The sequence below is a fragment of the Streptomyces sp. NPDC048172 genome (genome assembly GCF_043202595.1).
Lineage (GTDB): Bacteria > Actinomycetota > Actinomycetes > Streptomycetales > Streptomycetaceae > Streptomyces.
This window is the reverse complement of sequence record NZ_JBIDAT010000009.1, coordinates 42421-56082: the sequence shown is the minus strand read 5'-3', so window position 1 is coordinate 56082 and position 13662 is coordinate 42421. Positions and strand designations below refer to the sequence as shown.

Genomic DNA, 13662 nt, shown 5'->3' with positions numbered 1-13662 from the left:
CGGGGTGGTTCTCAGCGGGTCGTCCCGGGTCGAAGCCCGAACCAGCGGGTCGCGGCCCGCGCGAACGCCTCGCCGTCCGGGGCGCGTCCACCGGCCCAGGCGACCACGCCGTCGGGGCGGACGAGGACGGCGTCCGCCCCGAGCGTGTCGGTCGCGGGACCGGCCACGTACCGGATCCGGCGCTCCCAGCGCCTCGCCGCGCCGCGCAGCGACCGGTCCGGGGTGAGATCGAGCGCGAGGCCCCGCCCGTCCCGTGCCAGCTCGCCGAGGCGGGTGCCGTCCGCGAGGCGGAGGTCCGGCGCCTCGCGGCCGACCAGCGGGTGCGCGTCGCCGAGGTCGTCGCCGAGGTCGTGGCGGAGGGACGCGCCGGAGACCGTCCCGTACGTGTACGTCGTCCCGTCACGCGTCCCGAGCAGATCCCGGAGCACCCCCTGCAGCGCCTGCGCGTACGGGCCCGGCCGCATGACCGCCGACTGGGCGCGCGTCCAGTCGAGGACCCGCGCGCCGACCGGGTGGCGTTCGCGGGCGTAGGTGTCGAGGAGCCCGTCCGGCGCGTGCCCGCGCACGGTCGCGGCGAGCTTCCAGCCCAGGTTCATGGCGTCGCCGATGCCGAGGTTGAGGCCCTGCGCGCCGAGCGGGGAGTGGATGTGCGCGGCGTCGCCCGCGAGCAGCACGTGCCCCCGCCGGTACGTCGTCGCCTGCATCGCCCGGTCGGTGAAACTGGACGCGTGCCGCACGTCGTTCAGCGTCACGTCCGTACCGGAGACGCGGCGCAGCACCGCCTGGAGGTGCTCGCGTGTCAGCGGCCGCGAACGGTCGAACGCGCCGCCGTCGCCCTCCAGCACCCCGAGGTGCCCCTTCGCGGGCATCCGGACGTACATGCCCGCCGGGGTGAGCGTGAACCCGGGCCGCAGCTTCTCGGGATCGGCGACGTCGGCGAGCACGACGTAGCCGGTGAACTGCGGCTCGGTGCCGGTGAACTCGAAGCCCGCGGCCCGCCGTACGGCGCTGCGCCCGCCGTCGCAGCCGACGAGCCAGCGCGCCGCGTACGTACGCTCACGGCCCGGCCCGTCCGCCTCGGCCCGCACGGTCACGCCCTCCTCGTCCCGGGCGATGCCCGCGACCGTGACCCCCCTCCTGACCTCCACGCCGAGCGCGGTCGCCCGCTCGTGGAGCACCGCCTCGATCGCCGCGAGGTTCGTCATCACGCCCTCCGCCGCCGGGCCGGGCACCCGGTACGGCAGTGCGTCGAGGTCGACCCGCGCCGGGTCGAGCACCATCCCGGCGAAGTGCCCCGCGCTCCGAGGGGGCGCGGCTTCGTCCGTACCGTCGCCGGGACGGTCGGAACGGTCGGGGAGACCCGAGGTCGCCAGCAGCGGGCGCAGCATCCCGCGCCGGTGGAACGCCCCGGCCGAAGCGGCGGACAGGCCCCGCATCCCGAGCGGGTCCGCGCGCCACGGGGACCCCGGCTCCGGCTCCCGTTCGAGGACCAAGACCGAACAGCCCGCGAGGCCGAGCTCGCAGGCCAGGAACAGACCGACTGGACCGGCCCCCACTATCACCACGTCACGCATCAGCACTTCTCTCTCTGCATCTCTGGATCGGGCTGGCATCCGAAGGCTGGCGCGGACCGCTCACACGGGACGCACACGGCGCTCACACGCGCGAAGATGGCGGGATGGACGGGAACGGGCGGGGTGACGAGGTGACGGGGGACGCGCGGCTCCGCGTCACGCTGCTCGGCGCCTTCGAGGCGTCACGCGACGCATCGCCCGCCCCCGTGCCCGTTCCCGTGCCCGGCGCGCGGCTGCGGGGGCTGCTCGTACGGCTGGCGCTCGCCGGGGGCCGGGCGGTCGAGCGGGACGTCATCGTCGACGCGATCTGGCCCGAGAGCCCGCCCGCCGACCCCGCCCACGCGCTCCAGGCCCTCGTCTCGCGGCTGCGCCGGGCCCTCGGCCCGCCGCCCGGGGCCGTCGCGCAGGCCGCGGGCGGCTACCGGCTGGCGGTGGACGCCGCCGACGTGGACGCGCTCCGCTTCGAACGGCTCGCCGCTGCCGGACGCGACCGGCTGCGCGCCGGTGACCCGGTCGCTGCCGCTGCCGCGCTCGGCGAGGCCGTGGCCCTGTGGGGCGAACGTCCGGGGGCCGAGCCCACGGCCGTCGCCGCGGTGGCGCCCGCCGCCGCGACCCGGCTGGCCCACGCCTCGGTCGAGGCCGTCGCCGACCTCGCCGCCGCCGAACTCGCCCTGGCCCGCCCCGAAGCCGCCGCCTCCCGCCTCCACACCCTGCTCGCCGAGCACCCCCTCCACGAGCGCGCGGCGGCACTGCTCATGGACGCCCTCGCAGCCCAGGGCCGCGAGGCCGAGGCGCTCGCCCTCTACGAACGGACGCGCGCGACCCTGACCGCCCACCTGGGCACCGACCCAGGCGCAGCCCTCCGCACCCGCCACCTGACCCTCCTACGAGGCCCCGCCACCCACCGCGCCCCGCCCGGACGGCCGGAACAGGTACCAGCGACCGGCGGCGCTCTGCCCGTGCCGCTGACCAGCTTTGTCGGGCGGGGCGGCGATCTCGCCCGGGTCGACGCGCTGTTCGCCGTCGGGCGGCTGGTCACCGTCGTCGGGCCCGGTGGTGCGGGCAAGACCCGGCTCGCTGTCGAGGCCGCGCGGCGCGGGGGCGGTGAGCGGGGCGCGTACCGCGACGGGGTCTGGATGATCGACCTCGCTTCGGTCACCGAGCCCGCCAAGGTGGGTGCCGCGTTGCTCGCCGGGACCGGGTTGCGCGGCGGCGCGCTGTTCGAGGCCCGGCAGTGGGACGGGGGCGACGAGGTGGACGTGCTCGCCGACCGGCTCGGCGGCCGGGAGAGCCTGCTGCTCGTCGACAACTGCGAGCACCTGATCGACGCCGTGGCCCACCTCGTCACGGCCCTGCTGGCCCGTTGCTCCGGGCTGCGCGTGCTCGCCACCAGCCGCGAACCCCTCGCCGTCGACGGCGAGGCGCTGGTGCCGCTCGGCCCGCTCGCGCTGCCCGGAGCGGACGACGGCGTCGAGGAGGCGCGACGGGCCGCGGCCGTACGTCTGTTCACCGAGCGCGCGGCGGCCGTACGCCCCGGCTTCGCGGTGGACCGGACGACGCTGCCCGACGTCCTGCGCGTCGTCCGCGGGCTGGACGGGATGCCGCTCGCACTCGAACTCGCCGCGGCCCGGCTGCGGACGCTGTCGCTGCCCGAGCTGGCCGACGGGCTCTCCGACCGGTTCCGGCTGCTGACCACGGGCAGCCGTACGGCGCTGCCGCGGCACCGTACGCTGCGCGCGGTGATCGCCTGGAGCTGGGAGCCGCTGGGCGAGCACGAGCGTACGGTCGCCGCCCGCGTCGCGGTCCTCCCCGGCGGCGTCACCGCCGCCTCGGCCGTCGCGCTCTGCGCGGGCACGGCGGTGCCGCCCGCCGAGGTGCCCGAACTGCTCGCGGCGCTGGTCGACCGCTCGCTGCTCCAGCTCGCGCCCGAACCGGGGCGCTACCGCATGCTGGAGACGCTGCGCGAGTACGGCACCGAGCAACTGCGGCTGGCCGGAGCGGGCGAGCTGGGCGCGGTCCGCGATCTGGCGGCAGGTCACTTCGCCGCGCTGATGGCCCGGTACGACCCGCTGCTGCGCGGGCCCGGCCAGCTGGAGGCCCTCCGCGCCATCGGCGCCGAGTACGACAACGCGCTCGCGGCCCTGCGCCGCCGCCGCGACACCGGCGACGCCCCGGGCGCTGTCGCGCTCGCCCTGGACCTGACCTGGTACTGGCTGATCCTCGGCCGGCACCGGGACGCGGCCCACTGGCTGGGCGAGGCGCTGGCTGTGTCGGGGGCCGATCCGGCACCCAACGCCGTGCGCGACTGCGCCCGCGCACTCCACCTGCTCAACAGCGCCGGGAGCGGGCCTGGCACGCCCGCCTCGCGGACGGCCCACGGCACGGCGGCGCTCCGCGAGCGGGCGCTCCGCGAGCTGGCCGCGCGGCTGCGCGCGTACCCGGAACTGCCCGGTCCGTACGGCGTGCTCGTCCCGTTCGCGCTCGCCTTCCGGCTGGGGGAGCGAACCGTCCCCGCGCCCGTCGAGCGGCTGGCCGAGGCAGAGGGCGACGGCGACGGCGACGGCGAGGACGTGTGGCTGTCGGGGCTGGCGCGCATGTTCCGGGTCCAGTTCGCGGAGAACGCGGGCCGCCTCGACACCGTGCGCGCCGACGTGACGGCCGCCCTCCTCCGCTTCCGGCAGGCGGGAGACCGCTGGGGCCAGGCCAACGTGCTGCCGATGCGCGCCCAGCTGCGGCAGTACGACGGCGACCTCGACGGCGCGCTCGACGATCTGCGCGAAGCCCGTGAGCTGGCGGGCGAGTTCGGCGCGCTCAGCCTCACCGACGAGGTCCTCGGCGAGCTGCGCTGGATCGACCTGTACCTGCGGCGCGGCGACACCGGCCTGGTGACCGCGACGATCGAGGCGGCCCGGGAACGGGCGCTGCGCGCGGACGCGCCGGAGATGCCGTCCCTGGTCGACGTGTGGGACGCCCTCTTCCGGCTCCGGCACGGCGACCTCGTACGGGCGCGAGAGCTGCTCGACCGGGCCGAACGCGGACTGCGCGGCGACTCCCCGTTCCCCGGCGACCACGCGCGCACGCTGGCCGGAAGCGCACGGGCCGCGCTCTGCCTGGAGACGGGCGATCCGGCCGGTGCGGAGAAGGCGCTGACAGCCGCGTACGCGGCGGCGATCGAGGCCCGGGACCTGCCGATCCTCGCCGTGGTGGCGGTGCACACGGCCGCGCTCGCGGAGGCGTACGGGCAGCACCGCGGGGCGGCCGTCCTGCTGGGCGTCGCGTCCCGGCTGCGCGGCGCGCACGACCGTACGGACCGTCAGGTCCGTGCCCTCACCCGGCGAGGGCACGCCGCGCTGGGCGAGCGCGCCTTCGTCGCCGCGTACGGACACGGCTGGGGGCTGGACCTGGCCTCGGCCACGGCCGAGGCCGACCCGGCCCGCCTGTCCGGGGACGGCGGAAGCGGGACCGCCTTCCCGGGCCCTCGTTCAGAGAGATAGGGGACCGTGCGTGCGGGTGGTGTCCGCGAGTGCGCGCACCAGGTCGTTCTCGTCCGCCGCGCGCCAGACGAGGGCCCAGTGCGCCATGGGGGCGTCCTCCAGGGGGACGAAGGCGATGTCGTCGCGCTGGACGTAGCGGACGCCCTGCGCGTGCACGGGGGACATGGCCTCCCCGGTGGCGAGGATGGGGAGCATCTGCTCGAAGTTGGTGACGGTCGGGCCGACGGTGAGCGAGCGGCCGCTGGGCGTCCGGGAGGGCACGATGGCCTCGCGCCAGTAGTCCGGGGTGACACCGTCCATCAGGACCTCGCCGACGAGGTCCTCGTAGCTGACCGACTCCTTCTGCGCCAGCGGATGCGCGGCCGAGAGGGCGAGCACAATCGACTCGGTGAAGACGGTCGGGCCCACGGTCAGGTCCGGTTCGCGCACGGGCAGCCACAGCAGCGCGACATCGACGTCCCCCGCGCGCAGCGGCCCGAACGGGTCGGCGAAGCTCAACGACCGTATCTGCAGCTCGCACTCGGGGTGCTGGTCAGCGAAGGGGCCGAGCACCGGGCGGAGGTCGCCGGTGTTCCAGGAGATCATGCCGAGCCGCAGCACCTCGGAGCCGCCGCGCGCGGTACGGGTGGCGCGGTCCAGGGTCTTGCGCAGCCCGGCCCGGACCTCGGCGAGGTCGTCCCGGAGCTGCGCGCCGAGCGGGGTCAGGGAGACGCGCCTGCTGGTCCGCTCGAAGAGGGCGCCGCCGACCTGCCGCTCCAGCTTCTTGACCACGTGGCTCACGCGCGGCTGTGTGACGTGCAGCCGCTCGGCGGTGCGCCCGAAGTGCAGCTCCTCGGCCAAGGTCAGGAAGACCTCGATGTCCCGCAACTCCACGAGGCTCCCCCTCCGCCCCTCCGCGCGCCGCCGCGCAACGATCACCCACGGATAATGGAACGGTATCCGATCCGCCGTTGATCGAGGCCGGGGCATCGTCTGGAATGGGCCCGGACGGGCCGCCGCGCGGCCCCGACGATCCGTGCCATGAACCGAGGAGTTCCGTGACCACCGCCAGTTCCCCGCCCCCCTCGATCCCGCCGCTCCCGCCGCTCCCCTCCGTCGCCGTCCAGGCCGAGCGCCTGATCGAGCTCGGGGTGCACCGGACCGCCGGACTCTCCGCCGACGAACTGCGCGCCTTCGCGGCGGAGACGGGCGCCGACGGCGGGGGCGAGGGCGGGGGTGCCCTGCTCGCCGTACACCCGGACCGGGCCCCGGCCTCAGCGCTGGCGCCCCTGCTCCGCCACGAGGAGAAGCCCGGCTTCGTCGTCACCGACATGCCCGACGTCGACGAGTTCGCGCCCGTCGGCATCGAGCTGCCCGAGGCGCCCCTCTACCTCGTCGCGGGCGTGGACCGCGGGGACCGCATGGCCAACTGGAGCCCGGAGGAGGCCCTTCCGGCGCTGGGAGCCGAGGGGCGCAGCCCGCTGCTGCTCAGCGAGGGCATCCACTGGCTGCTCCAGCAGCCCGCGGCCCTGGAGTGGAACCACTGCTTCATGACCATCGGCTCCCGGCTGCGCAAGCCGAACGGCGCCTACGACGCCCGTACCCCGGCCCTCTGGATCAGCAACGGCACGGGGCGCGACGGCCGCGAGCGGCGCAACGCCCCCAAGGTCGGCTGGTGCTGGTGGGGCAACCGCCACACCTGGCTGGGCTTCGCCTCGACCACCGGGAGGACCACCCCGTGACACCGCCCGTCCCCGCCGATCCGACCGTCGTGCACCCCATGCCCGAACAGCCCCGCGTGGTGCTGCTCAAACCCCTGGTGACCTCGCCGCTGATCGAGGTGGGGGAGTTCTCGTACTACGACGATCCGGACGAGCCGACCGCGTTCGAGACCCGGAACGTGCTCTACCACTACGGCCCCGAGAAGCTGGTCATCGGGAAGTTCTGCGCGCTGGGCGAGGGCACCCGGTTCGTGATGAACGGGGCCAACCACCGGATGGACGGCCCCTCCACCTTCCCGTTCCCCATCATGGGCGGCTCCTGGTCCGAGCACTTCGACCTGATCACGGGCCTGCCGGGGCGGGGCGACACGGTCGTCGGGAACGACGTCTGGTTCGGCTACCGCTCGCTGGTGATGCCGGGCGTACGGATCGGGCACGGTGCGGTCATCGCCTCCGGCGCCGTCGTCGTGGACGACGTGCCCGACTACGGGATCGTCGGCGGCAACCCCGCCAAGCTCATCCGCCGCCGCTACAGCGACGCGGACGTGGACCGCCTCCTGGCGGTCGCCTGGTGGGACTGGCCGCTTCCGCACCTCACCCGGCACATGCGCGCCGTCATGTCGGGCAGCGTGGACGCCCTGGAGGAGGCCGCGGCCGAACTGGCGTGATCAGCCCGCCGCGCGTGCCGAGGTGTCGCCGTGTCCCTCCAGCACCGCCGCGAGCGTGGCGGCGAGGCCCGCCTGCTGTTCGGCGTCGATGCCGTCCAGCAGGCGGGCCTCGTTGGCCAGATGGAGGGGGAGGACCCGGTCGATCGTCTCCAGGCCCTCGGGGGTGAGACGGATCTTCACGGAGCGGCGGTCGTTGGCGTCGGGGACGCGCTCGACCATGCCCTTCGCGGCCATGCGGTCGACCCGCAGCGTGATCGCCCCGGTCGTCACGAGGGATGCCTTGAGGAAGGTGCCCGCGCTCAGCTCGTAGGGCTCCCCGGAGCGCCGGAGCGTGGAGAGGATGTCGAACTCGCCAGGCTCCAGGCCGTGTTCGGCGAGGAAGTCCTTGATCTCCTTGTCCCACAGCCGGGACAGCCGCATGATCCGCCCGACGACGCCGATCGGTGAGACGTCGAGGCTGGGACACTCCCGGCGCCACTGCTCCAGTACCGCAGCCACCGCGTCCGACATGGATCCTCCCGCACTAGACACGTACTCGTTAGATGAGCACTCATTTAATTGACAGTCGCGCAATCGGTGATTAGCTTAGCACTCACTTAATCGGTCCTCACCCAAGGAGTGCGGCATGCCGTTCACCGCTGCCCGCAACACCCGTGTCCACTACGAACTCGACGGTCAGGGGCCCGGACTGGCCCTCGTCCACGGTGCGGGAGGCGACGCCGAGAAGGTCTTCGGCGGCGTCGTGGACCACTTCACCGACACCCGCACCGTCATCCGCCCCAACTTCAGCGGGAGCGGCCTCACCGAGGACGACGGCACCGAGCTGACCGTCGACCTGATCGCCGAGCAGATCACCGCGGCGATACGCGACGGGGCCGACGGCTCCGACGGCCCCGTGGACCTGCTCGGCTTCTCCCTCGGCGCGGTCGGCGCCGCCGCCGTCGCCGCGGCCCACCCCGAGCTCGTACGACGGCTCATCCTGGTCGGCGGCTGGGCGCACTCGACCGGGCCGCGCGACCGGTTCTACTTCGAGACCTGGCGCAGGATGTTGGAGACCGACCGCGAGTCGCTCAAGCGGTTCTCCGCGCTGACCGGCTTCAGCGCCGCCGCGCTGGACCGGTTCGGCCACGAGGGCCTGGCCCACTCGCTCGCCGACGCCTGGCCGCCGGAGGGGATCGCCCGCCAGATCGAGGTCTGCGGACAGGTGGACATCAGGCCCCTGCTCCCCGCGATCACCGCACCCACGCTGGTGGTCGGCCTCGCCGAGGACGCCATGATCCCCGTCGAGGGCTCCCGGCAGCTGCACAAGGCGATCTCCGGCAGCGAGCTGGTGGAGCTCCCGGGCGAGGGTCACATGGACTGGTTCGCCGACCCCACCCGGATCATCGCGCTCACCCGCGAATTCCTCGACGCCTGACCCCCACCCCCGCACCCACCCCGCACCCGCGACGCGAACGGAATCATCATGACGACAGCAACACCGGTCACTGTGCTCGGCCTCGGGGCCATGGGATCGGCGCTCGCCAGGACCTTCCTGGCGAAGGGCCACCCCACCACCGTCTGGAACCGCACCGCCAGCAGGAGCGTGCCGCTGGCCGACGCCGGTGCCGTGGCGGCCCCGACCGCCGCGGCGGCGGCGAAGGCGAGCCCCCTCGTCGTGCTCTGCCTGCTCGACGGAACCGCCGTCGAGGAGGTGCTCGGCGCCCTGGAGGGCGCGGTCGCGGGTCGCACGCTGGTGAACCTCACGAGCGGCTCCCCGTCCCAGGCCCGGGAGTACGAGCGCTGGGCGCGGGAGCACGGCGCCGCGTACCTCGACGGCAAGATCATGGGCGACCCGCCGTACGTCGGCACGCCGGACATCATGTTCCCGTTCAGCGGCTCCCGCGACGCCTTCACCGAGCACGAGGAGACGCTGCGCGAGCTGGGCACCGTGACGTACCACGGGGAGGACGCGGGCCTCGCCGCCGTGGAGTTCCTCGCCCAGGTCGCGGTCGCCTACGAGCTGCTGATCGGCTATCTGCACACGCTCCGCCTCGTCCAGGCGGAGGGGGTCGACGTGGAGGAGTTCGGCGCGCGCGTCGCCGCGTCGGTCCCCGCCTATCCGGCGCTGCTGACCTCGATGGCCCAGGCGGTCAAGCGCGGCGAGTACGCGCCGGACCTCGGCCCGCTCGACGTCCAGGCCGCGCTGATGGACGACATGATCGGGCACCGGGAGTCCGCCGGTGTGGAGGCCGTACGGATGCGGGAGGTCAAGAAGCTGATGGACCGCCGGATCGCGGACGGCCACGGCGGCCAGGGCTTCTCCAGCCTGTTCGAACTGCTGGCCCCGCACGGCCGTCCGTGACGGACGCCTCGTCGGCTCAGGCGGCGCGGCAGAGGGCGGTGACCGGGGCGCCGGTCACGGGGACGGTGCGGACGGCGGGCGCGGTCCGCGCGCGGTTCCGCGCGAAGACCACGAGGCGCAGCACCGCGAAGCGGGCGACACCGGCGAGCGCGGAGGCGGTGAGATAGACGGCCTGGTCGAGCAGCGCGCCGGGTGATGCCACGAGTTGGTGCAGTACGAGCATCGCCGCGCAGGTCACCCCGTACGCTGCCGCCGCCGACCCGGCCGACTGCGCGTGCTGGCGCCAGGTCGCGCGCCCGCCCGCGCCGAAGGTGAAGCGGGCGTGCAGCTCGGTGGCGAGGAGCGTGGAGACCACGGTCACCAAGGCGTTCGCCAGGATCCACGGGGTCCGGGAGGCGAGGGCCGCCACCGCGAAGCTGGAGGCGAGCCCCACGCCTCCGCCGCAGAGCACGAAGCGGGCGAACGCGGCGAACGCGCCCGGTGCCGCCTGCGGTTGTCTCTGTGCTGTCCCCATGGTCCGCCCCCTCGTTGTTCGATGGCGCCATCATGGCACATGTTTGGCGCCATGGCGAGCCATGCGGGTGGCGTCACATGTGTCACGGATGGCATCAAGGCAGGGGAGTGGCACCGCACTTGCAGGTCAGCGCCTGCCTCACTGCATGAACTGGACGCGGATGAGCCGGTCCGTGACGGCTCACGGCTCGATGAGGCCCACGCGGATCGCGTAGCGGGTGAGTTCGAGGCGGTCGCGCAGGCCCAGTTTCTGGAGCAGGTTGGCGCGGTGGCGTTCGACGGTCTTCGCGCTGATGACGAGCATCCCGGCGATCTCCTGCGAGGTGTGGCCCTCCGCGACGAGCTTGAGGATCTCCTCCTCGCGGTCGGTGATCGTCCTGGTCTGCGGCGCGTCCCCGCTCCTGGCCCTGTCGAGGTAGTCGCGTATCAGCGCGCTGACCGCGCCGGGGTAGAGGAAGGGCTCGTCGCGCATGGCCGCGCGGCACGCTTCGAGCAGGTCGCGATCGGCGACGGACTTGAGGACGTAACCGCAGGCGCCCGCCTTGAGCGCCTCGAAGAAGTACTGCTCGTTGTCGTACATCGTCAGGATCAGGATGCGCACCTCCGGCTGGAGGCGGGAGAGTTCGCGGGCCGCCTGGAGGCCGGTGAGGCGGGGCATGGCGATGTCGAGGACGGCCAGGTCGGGGCGGTGTTCGCGGGCCTTCACGAGCGCGTCGGCACCGTCGTCGGCCTCGGCGACGACCGTCAGGTCCGGTTCGCCTTCGAGGATGAGGCGGACGCCGCGGCGGACGAGGGCGTGGTCGTCCGCGAGCAGGATCCTCGTCGTCGTGTCCGACGTGGCCATGGTCATGTGCTCCCTCGGAGTGCCGGGACATGGAGGTGCAGCCGGGTGCCGCCACCCGATTGTGGCCCGAGGGTGAGCGCGGCGCCGATGAGCAGGGCGCGCTCGCGCATGCCGCTGATGCCCGCGCCCTCGGCCGTACGCCCGATGCCCCGGCCGTCGTCCCGGACCAGCAGGTCCACGCCGTCCGGCGCGGAGCGCAGGGTGACGTCCACGCGGCAGGCCCCCGAGTGCCGTACGACGTTGGTCAGGCTCTCCTGGACGACGCGGTAGAGGACCAGCTCGACGGAGGGGTCCAGCTTCGGGAGCGGGGAGTCGAAGTGGCTCTGGACGGTGAGGTCGCCGTGCGCGGTGATCTCGTTCGTGAGCGCCTTCAGCGCGCTGGTGAGCCCCAGCTCCTCCAGGGCCCCGGGGCGCAGTCTGCGGGCGATGCGCCGGACCTCGTCGAGGCTGGCCCGGGTCATCTCCTGGGCCTGGCCGAGCTGTTCGCGCAGCGGGTCCGGGGCCCGGTCGGCGGCGCGCTTGAGGTCGAGGAGGACCGCGGTGAGGGTCTGGCCGACCTCGTCGTGCAGCTCCTGCGCGACCCTGCGGCGTTCGTCCTCCTGCGCGGAGAGGGCCAGGGCGCTGCTGGCGGCCCGCTCGGCCTCCAGCCGGTCGAGCATGGCGTTGAACGTCGCGATCAGCTCGGCGATCTCCTCCTGCCCCGACGCCGTGAGCCGGTGCCCCGGGCGCCGCAGATCGGTGGTCGCCATGGCGCGGGTCAGCCGCTGGAGGGGGCTGAGGCCGATCCGTAGCAGCGCGGCGTTGGCGGTGAGCATGGCGGCGAGCCCCGCGGCCAGGATGAGCGCCTCGGTGAGCAGCACCGGGGTCGAGACGGTGACGGGCCCGAGCAGCAGCAGGGCCGCGGCGGCGAACAGCACCGCGGCGTTGAGCAGGAAGATCCGCCAGAACAGGGACACCGCGCCACGTCCTCCTCAGCCTCGACCAGGTACCCGCCACCCTCCGTGGACAGGTGGCCCCTTGTCCATCGGCACAGTCCCCCGTTCCCGCAGTCCGTCTGCATGTCCTCACCCCCGGGAAATGGGTGCCGCCACCGATGGCGGCCCCGTACGGCCACGGGCGAGGGTGAGTACCCGGCGGACCTGGGGCGGCGCGGCGGGGGAGGACGCGGGCCGTACGAGGTGAGGAGACGGGCCATGGGGGTCACCGCCTGGCTGGCCGTCGCGGTGTTCGCCGCGGTCTATCTCCTGATCGCCACGGAGAAGGTGCACCGCGTCGCCGCAGCGCTCGGCGGCGCGGTGGCCATGCTGCTGATCGGCGCGGTGCTCAAGCGGACCGGCGTCTTCGAGTTCATCGCGATCTGGGCGGCGAAACGGGCCGGGGGACGGCCGTACCGGCTGATGGTGCTGCTCATCCTGGCCACCGGCTTCCTCTCGGCGTGGCTCGACAACGTCACCACGGTGCTGCTGATCGCGCCGGTCACGATCCTGGCCTGCCGCCGGCTGGGCGTCCTCGTGCTGCTGGCCCGGGTGATGTTCCGGTTCCGCGTTCCACGGCGACCCCGAGCGGGCCCGGGCGGTCATGGAGCTGCGCGCGCGGGACGCGCTGAAGAACGTACGGCTGCTGATCGTCAGCGGCGTGGTCGTCCTGCTCGTGATGGTCGCGTTCGTCCTGCACACCGTGCTCCACCTGGAGCCCTCGGTGGTGGCGATCACCGGCGGCCTGGTCCTGCTGGCCGCCTCCCGGCTGAGCCCGGCGGAGGTCGTACGGGACGTGGAGTGGGAGACCCTCGCCTTCTTCACCGGCCTGTTCGTCATGGTCGGCGCGCTGGTGCGCACGGGCGTGATCGGCGACCTGGGCGAGGCCGCCGCGCGCGCCACCGAGGGCGAACTGCTCGGTACGTCCATGGCGCTGGTCTTCGGCTCGGTCGTCCCCTCGGCCGTGATCGACAACATCCCGTTCGTGGCCTCCGTCAGCCCCGTCGTCTCGGAGATCGTCGCGGCGGCGGGCGGCAAGGAGGAGGCCGGGATGCTGTGGTGGTCGGGCCACCACATCTCGTTCTGGCAGTTCAGCCGCTACGGCCTCCTCGTCACCGCCGTCACCGTGACGGTCGCCGGACTGTACGTGTGGCTGCGCTACTTCGCCCTGGCCTGACGGAACGCACGGAACGACCCGCAGGAGGAGGAGCCATGGCCGGATTCGACGAAAAGCTGGAGGACATCGCCGCCCAGCTGGAGCGCGAGGACCCCGACTTCGCCAGGGCCCTGGCGGGCGGCCGCCCGTGCCGCCCGCGCGAGGACCGGCGGCGACGGGCCTGGCTCGCCCTGACCGTGTCCCTGACGGGCCTCGGCATCGGCATCGCGATCGGCCACGGGCTGCTCATCGCCGCGGGCCTGGCCGCCGTCGGCTGCGCCGTCCATCTGCTGCCCCCGCCCGCCGAGGAGTCCGAGGCGCCCGAGGGGCCTGAGAGGCCTGAGAGGCCTGAGGGGTCCGAGCCCCCGGACGCGCCGTGAACCCCGCCCGTAGCC

12 protein-coding genes and 1 pseudogene are annotated in these 13662 nt (G+C 74.1%); 7 read left to right on the top strand and 6 right to left on the bottom strand.

The features are described from left to right. Positions 1-11: 11 nt before the first annotated feature. Positions 12-1574 carry an FAD-dependent oxidoreductase gene (locus ACGF3A_RS34135; protein ID WP_393734321.1) on the bottom strand — a complete coding sequence of 521 codons (1563 nt, stop codon included), beginning with the start codon at positions 1572-1574 and terminating at the stop codon, positions 12-14. 104 nt (positions 1575-1678) lie between these two features. Between ACGF3A_RS34135 and ACGF3A_RS34130 the strand changes: the two genes are divergently transcribed. Continuing rightward, positions 1679-5068, top strand: a complete 3390-nt coding sequence (locus ACGF3A_RS34130; protein WP_393734320.1) for a BTAD domain-containing putative transcriptional regulator — start codon at positions 1679-1681, stop codon at positions 5066-5068. Here the strand turns inward: ACGF3A_RS34130 and ACGF3A_RS34125 are convergent. After that, complete coding sequence (locus ACGF3A_RS34125) at positions 5057-5941, bottom strand: LysR family transcriptional regulator (RefSeq protein WP_393734319.1); 885 nt, start codon at positions 5939-5941, stop codon at positions 5057-5059. The two genes, ACGF3A_RS34130 and ACGF3A_RS34125, sit on opposite strands and share 12 nt — an antisense overlap. 164 nt (positions 5942-6105) lie before the next feature. Between ACGF3A_RS34125 and ACGF3A_RS34120 the strand changes: the two genes are divergently transcribed. Together ACGF3A_RS34120 and ACGF3A_RS34115 are read left to right on the top strand one after the other, a co-directional pair. Further along, positions 6106-6789, top strand: a complete 684-nt coding sequence (locus tag ACGF3A_RS34120) for a DUF5701 family protein (RefSeq protein WP_393734318.1) — start codon at positions 6106-6108, stop codon at positions 6787-6789. A 38-nt stretch (positions 6790-6827) separates the two neighbouring features. After that, positions 6828-7436: a CatB-related O-acetyltransferase gene (locus ACGF3A_RS34115; RefSeq protein ID WP_393734662.1), complete on the top strand. Its 609-nt coding sequence runs from the start codon at positions 6828-6830 to the stop codon at positions 7434-7436. Here ACGF3A_RS34115 and ACGF3A_RS34110 read toward each other — a convergent pair whose 3' ends face one another. After that, entirely contained in the window at positions 7437-7946 is a 510-nt protein-coding gene (locus ACGF3A_RS34110) for a MarR family winged helix-turn-helix transcriptional regulator (RefSeq protein WP_393734317.1), read from the bottom strand. A gap of 115 nt (positions 7947-8061) precedes the next feature. Here ACGF3A_RS34110 and ACGF3A_RS34105 point away from each other — a divergent pair, with 115 nt between their 5' ends. After that, the gene (locus ACGF3A_RS34105) at positions 8062-8853 is read left to right on the top strand and encodes an alpha/beta fold hydrolase (protein ID WP_393734316.1); all 792 of its coding nucleotides are present in this window, start codon (positions 8062-8064) and stop codon (positions 8851-8853) included. Positions 8854-8901: 48 nt separating this feature from the next. After that, positions 8902-9780 (top strand): NAD(P)-dependent oxidoreductase, encoded by an 879-nt coding sequence (locus ACGF3A_RS34100; protein WP_393734315.1) that lies wholly within the window; start codon positions 8902-8904, stop codon positions 9778-9780. Between the two features lie 16 nt (positions 9781-9796). Here the strand turns inward: ACGF3A_RS34100 and ACGF3A_RS34095 are convergent, their stop codons facing one another. The 3 genes from ACGF3A_RS34095 to ACGF3A_RS34085 all read right to left on the bottom strand — a co-directional run bounded on the left by ACGF3A_RS34095 (position 9797) and on the right by ACGF3A_RS34085 (position 12093). Next, on the bottom strand, positions 9797-10294 hold the full coding sequence (locus tag ACGF3A_RS34095) for a GtrA family protein (protein ID WP_393734314.1): 498 nt from the start codon (positions 10292-10294) through the stop codon (positions 9797-9799). Positions 10295-10474: 180 nt separating this feature from the next. Further along, on the bottom strand, positions 10475-11143 hold the full coding sequence (locus ACGF3A_RS34090; protein ID WP_393734313.1) for a response regulator: 669 nt from the start codon (positions 11141-11143) through the stop codon (positions 10475-10477). Continuing rightward, a complete protein-coding gene (locus ACGF3A_RS34085) occupies positions 11140-12093 on the bottom strand; it encodes a HAMP domain-containing sensor histidine kinase (RefSeq protein ID WP_393734312.1) in 954 nt (317 codons plus the stop codon). The genes ACGF3A_RS34090 and ACGF3A_RS34085 overlap by 4 nt, the downstream gene beginning before the upstream one ends. A gap of 237 nt (positions 12094-12330) precedes the next feature. On the opposite strand from ACGF3A_RS34085, the pseudogene ACGF3A_RS34080 reads away from it, so the two are divergent. Next, positions 12331-13288: pseudogene (locus ACGF3A_RS34080) on the top strand (SLC13 family permease). Positions 13289-13323: 35 nt separating this feature from the next. Then, positions 13324-13647 carry a DUF3040 domain-containing protein gene (locus tag ACGF3A_RS34075; protein WP_393734311.1) on the top strand — a complete coding sequence of 108 codons (324 nt, stop codon included), beginning with the start codon at positions 13324-13326 and terminating at the stop codon, positions 13645-13647. The last annotated feature ends 15 nt before the right edge of the window (positions 13648-13662 follow it).